The 17,864-nt window shown below is 57.9% G+C and carries 19 protein-coding genes; all 19 read left to right on the top strand.

What is annotated here, in order from left to right; translation table 11 throughout:
* Positions 1–3: 3 nt before the first annotated feature.
* The 19 genes from K8I01_02195 to K8I01_02105 all read left to right on the top strand — a co-directional run bounded on the left by K8I01_02195 (position 4) and on the right by K8I01_02105 (position 17,839).
* Complete coding sequence (locus K8I01_02195) at positions 4–2,046, top strand: hypothetical protein (protein MBZ0219235.1); 2,043 nt, start codon at positions 4–6, stop codon at positions 2,044–2,046.
* A 5-nt stretch (positions 2,047–2,051) separates the two neighbouring features.
* Entirely contained in the window at positions 2,052–3,965 is a 1,914-nt protein-coding gene (locus tag K8I01_02190) for a DUF115 domain-containing protein (GenBank protein MBZ0219234.1), read from the top strand.
* 10 nt (positions 3,966–3,975) lie between these two features.
* Positions 3,976–4,578, top strand: coding sequence for a hypothetical protein (locus K8I01_02185; protein ID MBZ0219233.1), 603 nt, complete (start codon positions 3,976–3,978; stop codon positions 4,576–4,578).
* Between the two features lie 156 nt (positions 4,579–4,734).
* Complete coding sequence (locus tag K8I01_02180; protein ID MBZ0219232.1) at positions 4,735–5,559, top strand: flagellin FliC; 825 nt, start codon at positions 4,735–4,737, stop codon at positions 5,557–5,559.
* Positions 5,560–5,633: 74 nt separating this feature from the next.
* Positions 5,634–5,981 (top strand): flagellar protein FlaG, encoded by a 348-nt coding sequence (locus tag K8I01_02175; GenBank protein MBZ0219231.1) that lies wholly within the window; start codon positions 5,634–5,636, stop codon positions 5,979–5,981.
* A 21-nt stretch (positions 5,982–6,002) separates the two neighbouring features.
* The gene (fliD, locus tag K8I01_02170; GenBank protein MBZ0219230.1) at positions 6,003–7,346 is read left to right on the top strand and encodes a flagellar filament capping protein FliD; all 1,344 of its coding nucleotides are present in this window, start codon (positions 6,003–6,005) and stop codon (positions 7,344–7,346) included.
* Positions 7,343–7,744 carry a flagellar export chaperone FliS gene (fliS, locus tag K8I01_02165; GenBank protein ID MBZ0219229.1) on the top strand — a complete coding sequence of 134 codons (402 nt, stop codon included), beginning with the start codon at positions 7,343–7,345 and terminating at the stop codon, positions 7,742–7,744. The genes fliD and fliS overlap by 4 nt, the downstream gene beginning before the upstream one ends.
* Positions 7,734–8,048 carry a flagellar protein FliT gene (gene fliT / locus K8I01_02160; GenBank protein ID MBZ0219228.1) on the top strand — a complete coding sequence of 105 codons (315 nt, stop codon included), beginning with the start codon at positions 7,734–7,736 and terminating at the stop codon, positions 8,046–8,048. Before fliS ends, fliT begins: the two co-directional genes overlap by 11 nt.
* 143 nt (positions 8,049–8,191) lie before the next feature.
* Positions 8,192–8,383 carry a hypothetical protein gene (locus K8I01_02155; protein ID MBZ0219227.1) on the top strand — a complete coding sequence of 64 codons (192 nt, stop codon included), beginning with the start codon at positions 8,192–8,194 and terminating at the stop codon, positions 8,381–8,383.
* A gap of 167 nt (positions 8,384–8,550) precedes the next feature.
* Positions 8,551–9,150: a response regulator gene (locus K8I01_02150; protein ID MBZ0219226.1), complete on the top strand. Its 600-nt coding sequence runs from the start codon at positions 8,551–8,553 to the stop codon at positions 9,148–9,150.
* Positions 9,151–9,167: 17 nt separating this feature from the next.
* Positions 9,168–10,697 (top strand): response regulator, encoded by a 1,530-nt coding sequence (locus K8I01_02145; GenBank protein MBZ0219225.1) that lies wholly within the window; start codon positions 9,168–9,170, stop codon positions 10,695–10,697.
* A 2-nt stretch (positions 10,698–10,699) separates the two neighbouring features.
* On the top strand, positions 10,700–11,230 hold the full coding sequence (locus K8I01_02140; protein ID MBZ0219224.1) for a PilZ domain-containing protein: 531 nt from the start codon (positions 10,700–10,702) through the stop codon (positions 11,228–11,230).
* A 255-nt stretch (positions 11,231–11,485) separates the two neighbouring features.
* The gene (locus tag K8I01_02135) at positions 11,486–12,595 is read left to right on the top strand and encodes an LbtU family siderophore porin (protein ID MBZ0219223.1); all 1,110 of its coding nucleotides are present in this window, start codon (positions 11,486–11,488) and stop codon (positions 12,593–12,595) included.
* Between the two features lie 40 nt (positions 12,596–12,635).
* Positions 12,636–12,899: a ferrous iron transport protein A gene (locus tag K8I01_02130; protein ID MBZ0219222.1), complete on the top strand. Its 264-nt coding sequence runs from the start codon at positions 12,636–12,638 to the stop codon at positions 12,897–12,899.
* 2 nt (positions 12,900–12,901) lie between these two features.
* Complete coding sequence (locus tag K8I01_02125) at positions 12,902–13,129, top strand: ferrous iron transport protein A (protein MBZ0219221.1); 228 nt, start codon at positions 12,902–12,904, stop codon at positions 13,127–13,129.
* Complete coding sequence (feoB, locus tag K8I01_02120) at positions 13,126–15,336, top strand: ferrous iron transport protein B (protein MBZ0219220.1); 2,211 nt, start codon at positions 13,126–13,128, stop codon at positions 15,334–15,336. Before K8I01_02125 ends, feoB begins: the two co-directional genes overlap by 4 nt.
* A gap of 19 nt (positions 15,337–15,355) precedes the next feature.
* Positions 15,356–15,484, top strand: coding sequence for a FeoB-associated Cys-rich membrane protein (locus tag K8I01_02115; protein ID MBZ0219219.1), 129 nt, complete (start codon positions 15,356–15,358; stop codon positions 15,482–15,484).
* Between the two features lie 242 nt (positions 15,485–15,726).
* Positions 15,727–17,115 carry a tRNA lysidine(34) synthetase TilS gene (tilS, locus tag K8I01_02110; protein ID MBZ0219218.1) on the top strand — a complete coding sequence of 463 codons (1,389 nt, stop codon included), beginning with the start codon at positions 15,727–15,729 and terminating at the stop codon, positions 17,113–17,115.
* Between the two features lie 166 nt (positions 17,116–17,281).
* A complete protein-coding gene (locus tag K8I01_02105) occupies positions 17,282–17,839 on the top strand; it encodes a gamma carbonic anhydrase family protein (GenBank protein MBZ0219217.1) in 558 nt (185 codons plus the stop codon).
* Positions 17,840–17,864 lie beyond the last annotated feature (25 nt).

Here is a 17,864-nt window from a genome sequence, read left to right as displayed (position 1 = left end):
CCAATGCTTAACCTGTACACGATGTTCCACTGTAACCTCGCCTTCTCCTCCATCCCGAGGGAGCACTTCCCGCTCGTGGTCGAGAGGTGCTATGCCCCGCTCCTTGGCCTTGCCGAGAGCGGCATACCGGTCGCCATCGAGATGACCGCGTGGACGCTTAAGGAGGTCAACACCATCGACCCCTATTTCATCGAGAGGCTCCGCACGCTCTGGGATGAGGGAAGATGCGAGTTCATCGGCTCCGGGTATTCGCAGTCGATATTTCCGCTCGTCCCGGCTGAGGTCAACAGGTGGAACCTGGAGCTGGGGAACAAATACTATCTTGACCTCCTGGGGAGGAGGCCGAAGATAGCCCTCGTGAACGAGCAGACTTTTTCAAGGGGCATCGTGGACCTATATAAAGAGGCCGGATACGATGCGATAATCATGGACTGGAACAACTCGTTCCAGCATAACAGGTACCCTCTCCAATACAAATACCTCCCGCAGAGGGCAGCCGGACTTTCCACTGAAATAGAAGTCATATGGAGCCATTCCATCGCCTTCCAGAAGTTCCAGAGGTGCGTGCACGGCGAGATACCCGAGGCCGAGTATTTCGAGTATCTCTTCTCCCACGCGTCAAAGGGCGAGGAGAGGGGATTCACCGCGTACACTAACGACGCCGAGGTCTTCGGATACAGGCCCGGGGGCGAGCCGACGTCAGTGGATGAGCACGCCAGGATGGCGGGCTTGCTCAGGAAGGCGGCTGAAGACCCGAGGGTAAGGCTAACGACCCCCGGCCGTATGCTCGAATCCCTCAGGGGCCGCGAGGGCGCCGGGAATCTCATACGGCTCGAGTCGGTCGAGACCCCGGTAGTATGCAAGAAGCAGGAGAAGTACAACCCGCTACGCTGGGCCGCCTCGGGCAGGGACAGCATACACGTGAACACCGAATGCCACAGGGTCTACAATAATTTGAAGGCCCTTATAAGGCAGGGCGCCCTTGAGAGGGAATCGATAGAGGACTTCAAGGAGGTGCTCTGCGATCTATGGGGGAGCGATTACAGGACCAACACGATAGACGAGAAATACGCCTGGTTCCAGAACAGGCTCGGGTGGCTCAAGATGGAGACGGAGAGGCTCCTCGGAAACCATCAGCACAGGACCCCGCTCCTTGCCTGGGTCTACGGCGGAAACCTCGTATCTCCGGCGCTCGCACTGGACGGAGAGGAGGGGCGCGTGGACGGAGCCTCAATGGGCGCAGAAGGGCGCTCCCGGATCCGGTCTTCCGAAAGCGAGCTGAAGGTTTCGACACCGGCCGTTATCGCCGAGTTCATACCTAACAAGGGCTATGCGATAAAATCCCTCGTCTTCCCGTCTATTTCAAATTCGCCCCTTCTTGGAACTCTTCCGCACGGTCATTACGAGGACATGAGGCTCGGGGCCGACTACTTCAGCGGCCACCTGATACATACCTCGCGCGAAGGTAAGCAGACGGCCGACCTCGGCCGTTCGCACGTGGATGTAAAGGATGAGCGCGAGAAGGTAAGCGTCCTCATAAGAAGCCCGCTCGACATCGGGGTCCTCTGGAAAAGGTACGACATCTCGAAGACGGAGCCGGAGGTCGGGATAAGCTACAGGCTCAAGGTGAACGGCCTCGCGGCATCGTCGCTCCGGGCCGGCATATTCACTCTCGTCCCTTCGAGCTTCGATCGCGGGAGCCTCTGGTTCGAGACCGTAAACGGCGGCCGGGGCCCCGAGAGATTCATCCTCGGCGGGCATTCGATCACCCACGAGGAGCCTGTAAGTCAGGGAGTGTCCGCAAGCTCATGTCTCGGCGCGACCGAGGGCTGGTTGAGGATAGGTGACAGGGAGAAGGCAATAGAGATCTCGACTGATAAGGCAAGGCTCTATACGGTCCCCATGCTGAGATACATGGAACTCCCCGGCGAAGACTCCTTCTTCCTGCGGGTCTATCATTCGTTAGGCGAGTTCGACGACACCGCGTGGTGGGTCTGGAGGGGCTTTAACGAGGCCGTCTTCACGATAAGGGCTGTGAGGAGCTGACGGATATGGGGCTGCTTGAAAAAAACATCGAGGCCATAGGGAAGAAGGACAGGGCCCTCGCCGAGCGCGTAACCGGATGGAACGGCGAGTTTGTCAAAGTCGAGGCCGCCAAATCAGGGGAGCCGACCTTCAGGCACATGGGCCGCCTCTTCCATAGCGCGTACGACCCGGCAAAGGAGGCCGGGGCGCAGGCCGAGGAGCTGGCCTCGAAAAAGGCGCACTGGGTGCTCATTTTCGGTTTGGGCTGCGGGCACCTCCTTAAAGCGCTCGTGGAAAAAGGGCAGAAAAAGGTGGTTGTGTACGAGCCTTCGCCGGAGATCCTTCACGGGGTCCTGAGGCAGGCCGACCTCTCCGATATCCTCGCGCTCGATGATGTTTTTGTTCATGACGACATGCAGGGCGTGGTCGCCGCGGTAAGAAGCATGGACGGCTTCGACGATCTCCTTTGCTATACGACCAGCCCCTACAAGATGAGCTTCCCGAAGGAGTACCTTGATTTTTTAAACAAGGTCAATAACGCGCAGGTAAGCAACAAGGTCAACATCAGGACTGACGTGGACTCAAGGGAGGCCTGGATCAGGAACTACCTCGCGAACATCCCGCAGATACTGGCCTGCACGCCCGTAGACGCCCTCAGGGACAGGCTGAAAGGAGTGCCGCTGGTCATCGCAGGCGCGGGGCCGTCGCTCCATAAGAACGCCCATCTCCTCAGGGAGGCCAGGGGCAAGGCTGTAATCATAGCGGCCATCACCGCGTACAAGCCCCTTCTCAAGTACGGCGTGGTGCCGGATTTCATAATAGCTTCCGAGAAGGTCGACCTGCCCGAGTATTTCGCGTACGACGAAAACGACCGGGAGACCAGGCTCATACTCGGAGAGGTCTCGCACCCCGGCATGTTCACGAGGGAGGTAAAGGAGAAGTACGTGTTTTTCAGCCCGTTCATGACCCTTGGCAGCGAGCATGCCGGGTTTTTCGGGTCGGACTACTTCCCGGCGAGCGGCGGAAGCGTCACTACAGCCGCGCTCGATATCGGGGTCATGCTGGGATGCAGCCCGATAGTCTTCATAGGCCAGGACCTCTGTTTCGGCGAAAGCGGAACTCACGCGGAGGGCGGGGTCTACGTTGCCCAGGACGTCAGGATAGACGAGGAAAAAGGCGAGGTGGTTATAGAGGAGGACTATGTAACCCTGAGCGAAAAGGCAAGGAGCGCTTTCAAGCTCATGTGGCTGAAGGGCGTTGGTGGCAAGCCAGTGCCGAGCAAGTTCGACTGGGTGACCTTCCATCAGTGGTTCGAGAACTACCTGGCTGTGATGAAAAAAAAGGGTATTCCCCTGAACGTGATAAACGCGACAGAGGGCGGGGCCTATATCGAAGGTATGGAGCACGTCCCTCTTTCCCAAGTGCTTGAAAGATATGTAAAAAATGAAGTCAGCCTCGATGAGATCATAGATGCGGCCAGGTCCTCCGCTAAAACGGCCGACCTCAAAGGGCTTTCATTATCACTTGAGGCCATGCAGATGAAGCTAAAGGAAGCTGGCAGATTTGCCGATTCTATACTCAAGGAAGTGTCTTCCGTGAGAAAGCTCCTGAGAGACCATTTGGACCCCCGCGAGATCGAGGCGGGCGTTATTAGAATAAAAAGGCTCGAGGAGAGGCTATTCAAGTCCGCCGAGAGCTCGCCTTTCATATGGGAGGCGCTGATGGAATATACGTACAGACTGAAGGAGCGCTTGCGTAGCGGCCCGGACGAAGGCGATCCGGAAAAGCAGATCAGGGAGGAGCTCGAATCAATGGCCTCTTCCTACGGGATGATATCGGAGGTCTGCGGCAGATACAGGCCGGTCCTCCTTGCCACCTCTCAAGCGCTGAAGGCCCCGGTCAAGGAGCATTGCCGCAAGGACGTCCCTTTACGAACCTGAGGAGAATTATATGACGACAGAGGTATACCTGGACGACATCAGATTGGATTTCGAAGACCGCGGCAGGGGCTCGACGATAGGGGAGCTGATAGAGGCGGTTGAAAGGGACCTTACGTCCCACAGGCGCTTCGTAATGGAGCTCTGGGTCGACGGGGAGAGGCTTTCAGGATGGAGGGGGAGCGAAGTTCTCAAGAAACCCCTTTCCGTGCACAAGGGCTTTCTCCTCAAGACCGCTTCGATGGAGGAGGTGGCGCTCGAGGGCCTCGACCTTGCGCAGGAATACCTGCGGGTCACGAGGGACAATGTGAAGCTCTGCATAAGCGATCTCAGGACCGGCAACAGCAGGGCGGACGCGTCGTTCGCATCCGTCTTTGACGGCCTTATCGAGGTCGTGAGGACCATAGACGCCCTGGTCAAAGGGGGAGAGAAGTATAATATGGACCTTTTTAACGTCAACCCGGCCGGTTACTTCGGACCCATAGTCAAGTTCCTCGAGGCCATGAAGGAGGCCAGGGAATCCGGCGACCATGTCACGCTCGCCGACCTCATGGAATACGAGCTCTGCCCCTTTGTCGAGGAAATGGAGGAGAAACTTTTTCACTTCAACGCCTGATTTCCCCTAAAGGATTCCAGGCGGCTTTCCGATAAAACTATCAAGAGGGCTTCAGCCCGAGACAGGCCGAAAGGGAGGCAGGTCGGAAAAGGCCGGGGCAGGACCCGAAAAAAAAACGGCAAGGATGCCGAACCAAACACTAAGGAGGGTATCATAATGTCACTCGTAATCAATACCAACGTATCCGCTCTTGTCGCGCAGCAGAACCTCGCAGTCACCAACTCTCAGCTCAAGGTAAGCGTCTCCAGGCTCTCGTCAGGCTTCAGGATCAACAGCGCCGCCGACGACGCCGCAGGCCTCGGCAGGGCGGACCAGCTCCGCAGCCAGTCCAGGATGATACAGGCGTCCATCAGGAACATCAACGACGGCATAAGCGCCATGGAGATAAGCGACAAGGCTGCCGAGCAGATAACCAACATCGTCACCAGGATGGGCGAACTCGCCGCCAGTGCGGCCCAGGGCACCCTGGACAACGACAACAGGTCCTACTACAGCGACGAGTTCAACACCCTCATCAAGGAAATCGACAGGATCGCGGCCACCACGGAATTCGGCGGCTACAAGATCCTCGACGGCGGCACCGCTGCCCTCACGATGTTCATCGGCTTCAAGAACACCACGAACGACGAGCTGAGCGTAAGCCTCAACGCGCTCACGACCGGCGTTCTCGGTCTTGTGTCCGGGGCGATATCGACCAGGGACGAGGCCTTCCAGACCCTGAGCGCCATAAACAGTGCCCTTAAGACCATAAACGACGCCCGCGCCATCTACGGTGCGTCCAGCAACAGGCTCACCGCCGCCCTCTCGAACCTGCAGGTCACCTACACCAACTTCCAGGCCGCGGAATCGAGGATAAGGGACGCGGACTTCGCGATGGAGACTGCCCAGTACACGAGGAACCAGATAATGGTCCAGGCCGGCACCTCGGTCCTCGCGCAGGCGAACCAGCTGCCGCAGAACGTACTCGGTCTCTTGAGGTAATCAGCCCGTAAATCAGCGGGTCCGTAGCAGGGGCGGGGATGGGTCTGCCATCCCCGCCCGCTATGAGGCACGATATGAGCATTGAAAAAATCAAAGGCCTGAGCGTACTTGATCTGGAGCACACGAGGCGTCCCGAGCCGCCAAGGCCCGCCGAAGAGGAGAAGGCGTCCGCCGGGTCCGGCCCGGATAAGGCCGAGAGCGCAAACGAGCTCGACAAGGCCGCAGCGGATGAACGGATTTACCTGAAGAGGATGAACACCGAACTCAGGTTCGAGGCCGACAGCCGCTTGAAGGAGGTCCTCGTAAAGATCATCGACCCTGAAACAGACGAGGTGATACGGCAGATACCGTCCGAGGAGATGATCGCCATCAGGAAGAGGATGGATGAGCTTCTACGGATGCTCAATAAAAACCAAGCCTAAAGGCCCGGACGGGAGGGCACCATGAGCATAAGCGCCACTTCGGGTGTCGTGAGCAACATCGAATACCAGTCGCTCATAACCCAGCTGGTAAGCATAAGAAAGCAGTCCATAAACCAGCTTGAGTACGACAAGACCGCACTCAACAAGGCAAAATCCGCGTATTCCGAGCTTGGCAGCAAAGTGTCGGCGCTCGTAACCGCCGCGAACGCGCTAAGGACCGAAAACGCTTTCAATTCCTTCAAGGCGACCGTAAGCGACAGCACGTACTTCACGGCGTCCGCAAGCCAGTCCGCAGACGCCGGCACCCACGAGATAACCATAAACACCCTTGCCAAGGCTCACAAGATCGCCGCGGACGGAGTGAGCTCCGATACGGCCGTAATTTCGTCCGGGGGCTCCTTCAGCTTCCAGGTGGCCGGAGGCGAAGCGCAGACCATCCCGGTAGACTCGACAACCACGCTTGCGGGCCTGAAGGACTCCATAAACGCGCTAAATGCCGGGGTAACGGCCTCCATCGTGGACGACGGCTCGGGCGAAAACTCCTACAGGCTCGTCCTCAAGAGCGATACGACCGGGACCGCAGGCGCCATAAACATCACCCAGAACGACACGGACCTCGTCTTCTCGACCACGCTCCAGGCCGCCCAGGACGCCACCCTTACCGTGGACGGCCTTTCGGTCACACGGTCCTCTAATACGATATCGGACCTCATTACCGGGGTCACTCTTGACCTCAAGGCGGCAGACCCTGGGGCCGCCGTCACGCTTTCGGTCGACAGGGACACGGAGGAGGCCGAGAAGAAGGTAAAGGCCCTGATAGACGCCTACAACGGGGTCGTAAGCTACATCAAGTCCAACAACAGGTATGACAGCGAGACAAAGAAGGGGGGCCCCTTCTTCGGCGACAGCGTCGCGAGGAGCGTCTGGGAGGACTTAAGAAGGGTATTCGGGTCCGCCATAAGCGGGCTTCCCGAGGACATGAACAGGCTTATGCACGTCGGCATAAAGACCGGCGAGGACGGTCTCCTTACGCTCGACTCCTCGAAGTTCACGAGCGCCCTCTCGGATAACTATGAAGGGGTAGTGGACCTCTTCACGAAAGGGGACGTCTCCGGCTTCGGCGAGCTCATCCACGAGGTGGCGAACGGTATAAACGACATCGTGGACGGCAGGATAAAGAACCGCCAGAGCGGCATAGACAAGAGCATAAAAAGGATAGAGGAAGACATACTGAGGAAAGAGGCCCACCTTGCGACCTACGAGGAGCAGCTGAGGGCGCAGTTCATGTCCCTTGAAACCATGCTCGCGAGTCTCAAGAACCAGGGGGCCACTCTCTTGAACTATTTAGGCGGGGGGTCGTTTTGAGCGTAGCCAAATACCAGACCGTGCAGGTCATGACGGCCGACAAGGTCAGCCTTATCATAATGCTCTATGACGGGATTTTGCGCTTCAACAAGCTCGCCCAGATGGCCATCGGCAATAACGACATAGGCGGGAGGGGCAGGTATGTCAACAGGTCGCTTGCGATAATCGGCGAGCTTACAACGGCCCTCGATGGCGACGGCGGGGGCGAGATCGCCTCGAACCTCGCAAGGCTGTATGAGTTCTGCACCATAGCCCTTACCGAGGCGAACCTTAAAAACGACGCCTCCAGGATAGAGCCCGTGAACAGGGTAATATCCGAGCTTAAGGCCGGATGGGAAGCCATCTCGACTCATAGGCAGGAGGGCGCGGAGCCGAGGAGCTTGAGCTGTGGAGCATAGCCGGGGTCCAGCATGGGAGAAACTTAATAGACTGCTTGAAATATCGACCCTACAGCTTCGATTTATCAGGGAAAAAAGAATCGAAGAGTTTGTCGCATGCCAGGCCGAAAGAGAAAGGCTTTTCATGGACCTGGGACGTTCAGGCCCTGGCGGCAAGGCCCCGGAGGTCCGTCTCCTGGCGGAAAGACTCCTCGAGGCCGATAATCTCCTTACATCAGAGGTCCAGGCCCTTATGGGCGGGATATCCTCAAAACTTACTCAGGTCAAAACAGGCCGTAGCGCGCTTAAGGCTTACGCCAAGTGATTTGAGCCGTCCGGGGCCTTCTGGCAGCCCCTTCGTCCCCTTCAGAATTTTCTTCCTTCTTAAGCCCTTAAAATGATAAAAAATGGCTCAAGTATACCGGTTTATCGGACGATATGACCTTGTCGGAATTGCGGGGAGGGAACATGATAAAAGTCGACAGGACTGTTATCACGGGGCTGGGCTTGCCGGAGATGGAAAAGGGCGTCCGTAAGGAGCCTGAAAAGACTGCGGCAGCGGTGGACAAGGTCGATATTTCCGAAGACGGCAAGAGAAAGCACATACTCTCCCAGATACAGGCCAGGATTTCCGGGCAGGTTTCGGGCAGAGGGTACTGACCTGGCTGTTTCGTGCCGTCGAAACGACAGCAAGGCGCTACAGCAGGTTCCGAAAGACTATCCTGATTTTATTTCTTTGAATATTATTACCTTCTGCCCGGATTATAATTCCGGGCCGGGCCGGGCGCCGCGCGGCGCCCGCTCCGGAAATACGCGGGCTGGACGAAATGTCAGAAGAGAAATTCAAGATACTCATAGCGGACGACGACCTCGATCTGAGGGAGCTCCTTGTCGAAGCGGTCAGGAACTGGGGCTATGACGTGTCTCTCGCCAGGGACGGCGAGGAGGCGCTTAAGAAGCTCAGGATGGACCACTTCCACATGGTCATAACCGACCTGATGATGCCGGGCATGGACGGCCTCCAGCTCCTTCAGCGCATAAGGGAGCTCGACAGCGACATACTCGTAATCATAATAACCGGCTACGCCACAATAGAGACGGCGGTAAAGGCCATAGAGACGGGCGCGTACGACTACATAGCTAAGCCCTTCAGGCTCGACGAGCTCATGATAGTCATTAAGAACGCGTGCGAGCGCCTGAGGCTCATGCTCCAGAACAGGACCCTTCTGGAGGAGCTCAGGACCGCTTACGGTGAGATAGCCGTCCTCAAGAAGGCGCTCGGGACCGGCGCCGAGACCTCCGGATACGGGCGGGACCGGGAGGCGGCTGCCGAGGCCGCCCAAAAGGACGGGCTTAACCCGCTCAAGTACCAGGAGTACCTGAGGGAAGCCGACAGGTTCGCAAAGAAAACCGCGCCAAAGACCTGACTGGAGGGGATTTCAAGTTGCAGGCAGCTAGGTTATTGCAAATAGAGCAGCTCCGGATAATGCTCGTCGACGACGAAACGAGCGTGCGCGAGGCGCTATCCGAAATACTTTCAAGGAGGGGCTGGAAGGTATCCGGCTTCGGGAACGCCGAGGAGGCGATAAAGGCCCTGAGGCACGAGCATTTCGACGCGGTCCTGGCCGACATCAACATGCCGGGGCTCGGCGGAATGGACTTTCTCCGCATGGCGAAGGAGTCCGCCCCCGCGGTGCCGGTCATAATGATAACCGGATACCCCTCCATAGACCTCGCGGTCGAGGCGATCAAGTTCGGAGCGGTGGATTTCCTGCCCAAGCCCTTCAAGGCAGAGGAGCTGGAGATAATCGTAAGAAAGGCCGTGAGGAACGCCGGGAACGAGGCCGCCGGCAGGCCTGTCGACAAGACCAGGGCCATAGGCACCCTTCCCGAGCTCGCGAGGAAGAGGCTCGAGGACAAGATAAAAGAGCTCTCGATCCTCCACACGATAAGCGAATCGCTGGACGATGTTAACGAAAAAGAGGACATCTTCCGGAAGACCATGGATATCGCCCAGATAATCGCCGACTCCGAGCGTGCTTTCGTGCTCGTTGCGGAGCACGATACTAACGAGCTCGTGGTCAGGGGGGCCGCGGGATACGAAAACGGCCCCTCTATCGTCGGCATGAAGCTCAGCACGAAGGAAGGCCCCTTCCGCGACGTCATCTCCAGCAAGTCCTATTCGTATTTCGCCTCCGGGGGCGGGGCGCTCGGAAGCCTGCTTCCCGGCATCGGCACCGCGCCGGTGCTCCTTGCGCCGCTCGTCATAAACAGGGAAGTGGTGGTGATACTCGGGCTTGCCGGAAAGGCCGGCGGGCAGGAGCTTACGAACGACGCGCTCTCGCTCCTTCTGAACCTCACGGCCAAGGCTGCCCTCAAGCTCGAGAATATAGCCCTTTCGGAGAACATATTCCTGAGCATCATAGCCGCAATGAACTCGCTCCTGAACGCCCTCGACGCCCGTGATACCTACACCAAGGACCATTCTCACAGGGTCACCCAGTACGCGGTCATGATCGCGAAGTCCATGGGCTGCCCCCAGGACGTAATAGACAGCATAAGCTTTGCCGGCCCCTTGCACGACATCGGGAAGATCGGGGTCCGCGACGACATACTCCTCAAGGCGGGGAATTTCACCGTCGAGGAGAGGGAAGTAATGAAGAGCCACGTGGTCAGGGGCGAGGAGATACTGAGGCCGTTGAACCTCTTGAACTCCGAGAAGGCGGTCGTCCTCTACCATCACGAGAGGTGGGACGGGCGCGGCTACCCCATGGGTCTTGCCGGTTGCGAGATACCCCTGGTTGCGCGCATCTTCAGCGTCGCCGACACCTTCGACGCCATGACCTCCACTAGGCCCTACAGGCAGGCGCTCGGGATAGAAGTGGCAAGGGAAGAGATCACAAGGTGCAAGGGCACGCAGTTCGACCCTGAGGTCGTGAACGCGTTCCTTGAAAGCGAAATACTGAAGGCGTAGACATGAGCGAAGAAGAGATGGAACAGGACCCCAGGCGCGAGTTCGTAAGGACGAACGACGTCATACCGGTATACTACGAGGCGCTCGACGAAGGGGCCGAGGAGCCGAAGACGGTATTCGACTGGGAGCTTCTTTTTGACGAGATAGAGCCCAAGCCCGAGGAGAACCCGAAGCTTTACGAGCTCCTTTTCGACATAAACCAGAAGCTCAATATACTCCTCAACCACCTCTCGGAAAAGAACGGCTTCAACATGCCCGAGGCGAGGGAGGTCAACATAAGCGGCGGGGGCCTGAGATTCCTGGCCAAGGAGAAGTTCGATGTGGGCGACAAGCTCGTGCTTAAGACCTTTCTCCCCACCTACGCCCATGTCATAAAGCTCAAATGCGAGGTCGTGAGGTCGGTCCCAGCGGCGGACGGCTTCGAGACCGTGGTCAGGTACACCGATATTGACGACACGACCCGCGACAAGATAATAAAGTACATCTTCGCACGCCAGAGGCAGATGCTCCGGAGCGAGAAGAACAAGCCGTAAGAGGGGAGGGCGCCACGCGCCCGGCCCGCCGCGCAGCACAGCACAAGCATCTCTCTATCCTGTTAAATTCTCCCGTAAAGCCGCCCGTTAAAAGCCCAGGTAGTTTTCTCAATGTTATCCGCCGCTTGGCGTAGTCTCCCGTGAGTCCGCCCGTGCATATTCCGGCATCTTCCCCCGCTGTCCCCAAAGAAAGTTGTTGACACGGTATTTTGAAAATGATATTCAGAATCAAAATAAACGTCCGGAGGGCTTGCAATGCGTTCATTCCTGAATAGACTTTCTAAAGCTGCGTTTTTGGCGCTCGTTCCAGGCGTGCTTGCGTTTACCCCGCAGCTTGCCGATGCCGACGAGCTGAGCGATCTCAACGAGCGGGTACTCAAGATCGAAAAGACCCAGGCAGAACTGTACCACACGCTCGAAGAGAAGAAAGAGCCGGGGCTCAAGGCAATGATATCCGACAGGATACAATTAGGCGGGCTTCTGGAGGTCGAGGCTCACGTCGACAGCAACGACGTTGACGGAAACTCCTCGGACATAACGCTTGCAACTTTCGAGCTCGCAATCGATGCGAAGATAAACGACAGGGTAAGGACGCATGTCCTCTTCCTATGGGAGGAGGACGAAACGGATTTCGTAGATATCGACGAGGGCACTATCATCATCGACCTTGCCGAGGGCGTGAGCCTCACTGCCGGGAAGATGTACCTGCCCTTCGGCGTATTCGAGAGCCATTTCATCTCCGACCCGCTCACGCTCGAGCTCGGCGAGACTAACGAGACGGCGCTCCTCGTTTCATATTCGGCAGGCCCGCTCGGGCTTTCCGCCGGAGCGTTCAGGGGCTCGGTAGCCGAACAGGGCGACGAGGATAACGTCAGGGACTATGTCCTTTCAGCATCTTATGCCCCGAACGAGGATATCGTCCTCAGCGCCTTTTATCTTTCCGATATCGCCGACAGCGACGCAGGCCTTTTCGATACCAATATAACCCCTTTCATGACGGACACCGTGGCCGGATGGGGCGCATTCGCCAGCATCACTAAAGGCGCTGTCCAGGCCAGCGCTGAATATATCTCCGCCGTAAAAAGGTTCGATCCTGCAGATCTCGCTTCCGTCAATGCGGGCGGAGACAAGCCAATGGCTTACAATTTAGAGGTCGCCTACGACGTCTCGGACAAGCTTGAAGTAGCCGCAAAATACGAGGGGAGCGACGATTTCGCGGGCTTCCCCAAGAGGCAGTACGGGGCAGCCGCTTCGTACGCGCTCTTCGAGAACGTATCAACGTCAATCGAGTTCCTTCATGGCGAGTTCGCTGATAACGCCGGGGACAGGGACCTTGTAACAGTCCAGCTCGCGGTCCAGTTCTGAGCCGCGGAAGCCGGCACACGCAATCAGGAAGGAGGCAGCCATGATGCCTTTGGGGCTTTTCATGTCGGGCGAAAGGGGTGAGGTTCTGGAGATAAAGGCCAATGCGGCGGAGCTCCAGGCCGGGGCGGAATGCCGTGAAAAGGAGAAGAGCCACTGCCATGCCGAGAACATGGGCATAAGGAACGGCAAGGTCGTGGAGGTGCTGCGGAACGAAGGCAGCGGGCCCATGCTCATCAAGGTGGACGAATCGAGGATAGCGCTCGCCAGGGGCATGGCGATGAGGATATTCCTGAGGAGGATATAGATATGAACCTCTCCATGCTGAAACCTGGGGAAAAGGGGAAGATAATCGCCCTCGGAATCTCAGGCCCGCTCAAAAGGAGGCTCATGGACATGGGTGTCGTGCACGGCGAGGAGGTGAGGGTCGAAAAGGTCGCCCCTCTCGGAGACCCCATTGAGGTGACCATAAAGAGCTACAAGCTCTCCCTGAGAAAAAGAGAGGCCGAGGGCATAAGCGTGGAGGTGCTGAGATGAGCTCAGTAGAAGTTGCCGAGAGCAAGGCGCCGGGTGCGCGGGCGCTCGAAAGGAAGGTGGCGATCGCGGTCGCCGGTAACCCGAACTCCGGGAAATCGACGCTCATAAACGCGATAGCCGGTACAAGGCTACATGTAGGCAACTGGCCCGGCGTCACAGTTGAAAAGAAAGAGGCCGCCTTCTCATTCGAGGGCCGGGACCTTAAGCTTGTGGACCTCCCCGGCACCTACAGCCTGAGCCCGTACACCCAGGAAGAGATAATAGCGCGCGACTACCTCGTCCACAAGAAACCGGACGTCATAATCAACGTCGTCGACTCTACCAACCTCGAAAGGAACCTGTACTTGACCGTCCAGCTCCTCGAGCTAGGCATCCCGGTCGTAATCGCGCTCAATATCTATGACGAAGCCGAGCAGAAGGGCATGAGCATCGACATAAATAAGCTCAGCGACCTACTCGGGGTCATGGTCGTCCCGACCGTTGCCACCAGGAAAAAAGGATTGGACGGGCTCCTCAAGGCGGCGCTTTCCATTGCCCAGGACCCCGAAGCGCACAGGCCCCGCGCCCTCAACTACGGAGAGGACATAGAGGCCGCCGTGAGGTCGCTATCTTCGAAGATGCAAGAGTCGGCCCCGCGGCTTGCCGAGAAGTATCCGGCGCGCTGGCTCGCTTTCAAGCTCCTGGAGGGCGATGAAAAAGTTGCGGGTGAAGCCGCTATCGGCGGCATCCTGTCGAACGATGAGGGAATAGCGCACCTCAAAAAAGCGCACGGCCCTGACATGCAGTCGCTCATGGCGGACGCGAGATACGCGCAGGCCGCTGGCCTTTCACGCGAGGTCTTGAAGAAACCCGAGACGAGGAAGCGGGAGCTTACGGAAAAGATAGACGCCATAGTGCTTAACCGCGTGCTCGGCATACCCATATTCCTCGCGGCCATGTGGGTCATGTTCAAGCTTACGTTCGATATCTCCACGCCTTTTGTCGACTGGATCGACGGCGTCACGGCGGGGCCGTTCAGCAGGTGGGCGGCTGCGGTCATGGGGGCCATATCCGCCCCGGACTGGACGGTCTCGCTCGTGACCGAGGGCATAATCGCCGGAGTCGGTTTCGTGCTCGTATTCGTGCCGGTCATCTTCGCCATGCTCTTTTTCATAAGCTTCCTCGAGGGGAGCGGCTACATGGCAAGGGCGGCGTTCGTCATGGACAGGGCCATGCACTCGATGGGGCTCCACGGCAAGTCCTTCATACCGATGCTCATGGGCTTCGGCTGCAACGTCCCGGCCATATACGCGACGAGGACGCTCGAGAACCCGAGGGACAAGGCCCTTACGGCCCTCCTGATTCCGCTCATGTCCTGCGGCGCGAGGCTCCCGGTATACGTGCTGTTCGTCGGGGTCTTCTTCGCGGCGAGCGCCGGGACCGTCCTCTGGTCCCTTTATGTCCTCGGGATAGTCCTTGCCGTGCTCGCTGGCATGGTCTTCAAGAGGACCCTTTTCAGGGGGGAGGCGCCGGTCTTCATAATGGAGCTTCCGCCCTACAGGATGCCGTCTTTCAAAAGCCTCATGATACACACCTGGGAGAAGGGCAAGCACTTCCTCATAAAGGCCGGCACCTACATACTCGCGGTCTCGATACTCATCTGGTTCCTCCTTAACCTGCCGTGGGGCGTCGAGCAGAAGAAGGACTCGTATCTCGGTCAGATGGGGCAGGCGGTAGCGCCGGTGCTGGCCCCCATAGGGTTCGGGAACTGGGAGGCCGCCTCGTCCCTCATATCCGGCCTTATCGCCAAGGAAATAGTCGTGGGGACCATGGGAGAGATATACATATCGGAGGCCGCGGAGGAGGAAGAGGGCGAGCCGCCTACCTTCGGCGAGGACCTTGCCGAGGTCGTGACCTCCTTTGGCGGGGCGTTGAGGGACGCCGGGACGAACGTCTTCTCCACCTTCGGGATAGCCAGCATCTCGGCCGAGGACGAAAGCGGCGAGTCGTTGAGGAAGGTCGTGCAGGGTGCGTTCACCCCGCTTACCGCCTACGCCTTCATGGTGTTCGTGCTCCTTTACATGCCGTGCGTGGTTGTCGCCATAGCCATGAGGCACGAGTTCGGCACCTGGAAGTGGTTCGGTATAGCGTTCGCCTACCAGAGTGCCCTGGCGTGGACCGCCGCGTTCGTCATCTACCAGGGCGGCAGGCTCCTGGGGCTCGGGTAGCCTAGAAAGGGGGTATGTCATGGGACTTGCGGACATAATCATAGCAGTTGCCATAATAGGCGGAGCGCTCTATGTTCTCTACCGCTCGCTCTGGAAAAAGAAGGGCCATTGCCAGGGCTGCTCGACCGGGTGCGACAAGGAAGGGTAAGGCGAGGATTCGTCCTTGGCCTAAGGGCCCAGCCGGCAGACCGGCTGAAGGGCTGATTAAAAGGTCTTTGCCCAGTGCGCTTTTGCGATCGAGGCCGGGGAGTTTCATCTGCCCCGGCTCGATTCCATTTCACCTCAGGGATTCCCTTGTCTTAAGCACCTCCATGAAAGTATAATCAGACAGGCTTCCGGTATTACACAAAGATGCCGGAACCGGCACTCATTCATTTAAGGCTAAAAAGAATGTCCGATCTTCTCATCCGATTAAGGGAAGAGATAAGGCGAAGCCGGATGCTTTCGCCTCGCGATACCATTGTCGCAGCCGTTTCAGGCGGGGCCGATTCGGTAGTCATGCTCCATCTCCTATGGAGTATGAGTAAGGAATACCGGCTCAGTATAATCGTCGCCCACCTTGACCACGGGCTAAGAGGCCCCGAATCCAGGAGGGACTACCTTTTCACGGAAAGGTTTGCGAAAAGCCTCGGCCTGCAGTTCGAGGGCGGGAGACTGAAACCAGGAGAGCTTAAGAAGGTTCCGGGCTCGCCCCAGGAGGCCGCGAGGACGATGAGATACGAGTTTCTTGAAAGGGTCGCTTCGCTCCACAAGGCAGGAAAGATAGCGCTCGGTCATACCCTCGACGACCAGGCCGAGACGGTCCTTATGCGCCTTCTGAAGGGCGCATCCCTTTCAGGCCTCGCGGGGATCCCGGCGAAGAGGGATAAATACATAAGGCCGCTCCTTTCCGTTAGCAGGAAAGAGATCGAGGGATACGCCTCGGCTGAGGCCCTTTCATTCGTCACCGACTCTACCAACCTCGAACGCAAATATCTCAGGAACCGCATACGTCTCGACCTCATCCCCGGACTTGAGCGGGAATATAACCCCAATATCAAGGATACGCTATCGCGGACAGCCGCGCTCTTGCGAACCGATGACGAGTACATCGAAAAGGCTGCGGCCAAGGCCTTTAGCTCCGTCTCTATTGAGGTGCGCACCGGTTCAATAACGCTAGATAGGCTTAAACTTCTGAGAGCCCACGGGGCGATAATCGCCAGGGTCTTTCTCCTTGCCGGAAGAACTCTCGGGAAAGACGGCCTTGAGCTCGGGAGCGCCCATGTCGAGGCCTTCACGGAGATGGCGAGGGGAAAAAAGCCGAACGCCTCTATTTCGCTGCCTGGCGGGATACGGGCGGAGCGCGTATATGACAGGGTAGTCGTGACCGTCGAGGAGGCCCCGGAAGCGCCTGCTTTCGAGACGGCCATCAATGTCCCTGGAAGTACCGTTATCGAGGGAATTGGAGAGTTCAGGGCCGAACTGAAAAAGCCTCCGGCAGGGGACTTTAAGGAAGGCGAGGCTGTGGCCTGGTTCGACCCCAAGGTGCTCTCCGGAGGACCCCTCGTAGCGAGGCAGGCGCGCCCGGGGGACAGGCTCGTGCCATTCGGCATGAAGGGGCGAAGGAAACTTAAGGACCTCTTCATAGACATGAAAATCCCGCCTGGAGAGAGGCGGCGGACGCCCATTGTCCTGGCCGGTAGCGATATCGTCTGGGTCGCGGGCTTGAGGCGATCCTGCCTCTACAGGGTCGAAAAGGGTGCGCTTAGGGCCCTGAGGGTAGAGTTCATACCGGCCTGAACAGGGTAATGTCGATATGTTTACGTACGGAAGGCAGCGGCTCCGGCTACAATAAAGCGTGCAGGTGCAATTGCCAGTCCGGCGAGGACCCATTTTCCCTTTGTGGTTCCCGGTCTTTTTTGGTATATTAATAGAATTTACCAGGCTTTTTTCCGCGGGGTTGGAAATGCTCAAGCCTTACAAGGGGATATGGCCCAGACTCCATGAAAGCGTATTCGTGGAGGAGAGCGCCCAGGTCATAGGGGACGTGTGGATAGGCGAGGGCTCGAGCATCTGGTTTAATGCCGTGGTCCGGGGCGACGTCAATTATATCAGGATCGGCGACAGGACCAACGTCCAGGACAACTCCACCCTCCACGTCACCAAGGACACCTGCCCGCTCATAATCGGAAGCGACATCACTATCGGACATAGCGTGGTGCTCCACGGCTGCACCGTAAAGGACAGGTGCCTTATCGGCATGGGCGCGATAGTGCTCGACAGGGCCGAGATAGGGGAGGACTGTATCGTCGGCGCCGGGGCGCTCGTTACCGAGGGGACGAAAGTCCCTCCAGGCTCGCTCGTTCTCGGGATGCCAGCGAAGGTCGTGAGGGAGCTTAAGCCCGAGGAAAAAGCCCGGATATTGAGGTCGGCTAAGAACTATATCGAATACACCAGGAACTATGTTGGCCCGGACGCGCTAGAGAGTGCGCCTCAGGCCGAAAAGACGCGTTCGGAGAGATAACTTACCAAGTGTTCGAAGACCTCTC

It is taken from the genome of Deltaproteobacteria bacterium (assembly GCA_019912665.1).
Classification (GTDB): domain Bacteria; phylum Desulfobacterota; class GWC2-55-46; order GWC2-55-46; family GWC2-55-46; genus UBA5799.
Note: the sequence above shows the minus strand (reverse complement) of the source record. Positions and strands in the feature narration are given on the sequence as shown.

Excerpts from the sequence above, each read along its gene's own strand:
- K8I01_02195 (MBZ0219235.1), top strand. The coding sequence starts at position 4 with ATGCTTAACCTGTACACGATGTTCCACTGTAACCTCGCCTTCTCCTCC.
- K8I01_02190 (MBZ0219234.1), top strand. The coding sequence starts at position 2,052 with ATGGGGCTGCTTGAAAAAAACATCGAGGCCATAGGGAAGAAGGACAGG.
- K8I01_02185 (MBZ0219233.1), top strand. The coding sequence starts at position 3,976 with ATGACGACAGAGGTATACCTGGACGACATCAGATTGGATTTCGAAGAC.
- K8I01_02180 (MBZ0219232.1), top strand. The coding sequence starts at position 4,735 with ATGTCACTCGTAATCAATACCAACGTATCCGCTCTTGTCGCGCAGCAG.
- K8I01_02175 (MBZ0219231.1), top strand. The coding sequence starts at position 5,634 with ATGAGCATTGAAAAAATCAAAGGCCTGAGCGTACTTGATCTGGAGCAC.
- fliD (MBZ0219230.1), top strand. The coding sequence starts at position 6,003 with ATGAGCATAAGCGCCACTTCGGGTGTCGTGAGCAACATCGAATACCAG.
- K8I01_02155 (MBZ0219227.1), top strand. The coding sequence starts at position 8,192 with ATGATAAAAGTCGACAGGACTGTTATCACGGGGCTGGGCTTGCCGGAG.
- K8I01_02150 (MBZ0219226.1), top strand. The coding sequence starts at position 8,551 with ATGTCAGAAGAGAAATTCAAGATACTCATAGCGGACGACGACCTCGAT.
- K8I01_02140 (MBZ0219224.1), top strand. The coding sequence starts at position 10,700 with ATGAGCGAAGAAGAGATGGAACAGGACCCCAGGCGCGAGTTCGTAAGG.
- K8I01_02135 (MBZ0219223.1), top strand. The coding sequence starts at position 11,486 with ATGCGTTCATTCCTGAATAGACTTTCTAAAGCTGCGTTTTTGGCGCTC.
- K8I01_02130 (MBZ0219222.1), top strand. The coding sequence starts at position 12,636 with ATGATGCCTTTGGGGCTTTTCATGTCGGGCGAAAGGGGTGAGGTTCTG.
- K8I01_02125 (MBZ0219221.1), top strand. The coding sequence starts at position 12,902 with ATGAACCTCTCCATGCTGAAACCTGGGGAAAAGGGGAAGATAATCGCC.
- feoB (MBZ0219220.1), top strand. The coding sequence starts at position 13,126 with ATGAGCTCAGTAGAAGTTGCCGAGAGCAAGGCGCCGGGTGCGCGGGCG.
- K8I01_02115 (MBZ0219219.1), top strand. The coding sequence starts at position 15,356 with ATGGGACTTGCGGACATAATCATAGCAGTTGCCATAATAGGCGGAGCG.
- tilS (MBZ0219218.1), top strand. The coding sequence starts at position 15,727 with ATGTCCGATCTTCTCATCCGATTAAGGGAAGAGATAAGGCGAAGCCGG.
- K8I01_02105 (MBZ0219217.1), top strand. The coding sequence starts at position 17,282 with ATGCTCAAGCCTTACAAGGGGATATGGCCCAGACTCCATGAAAGCGTA.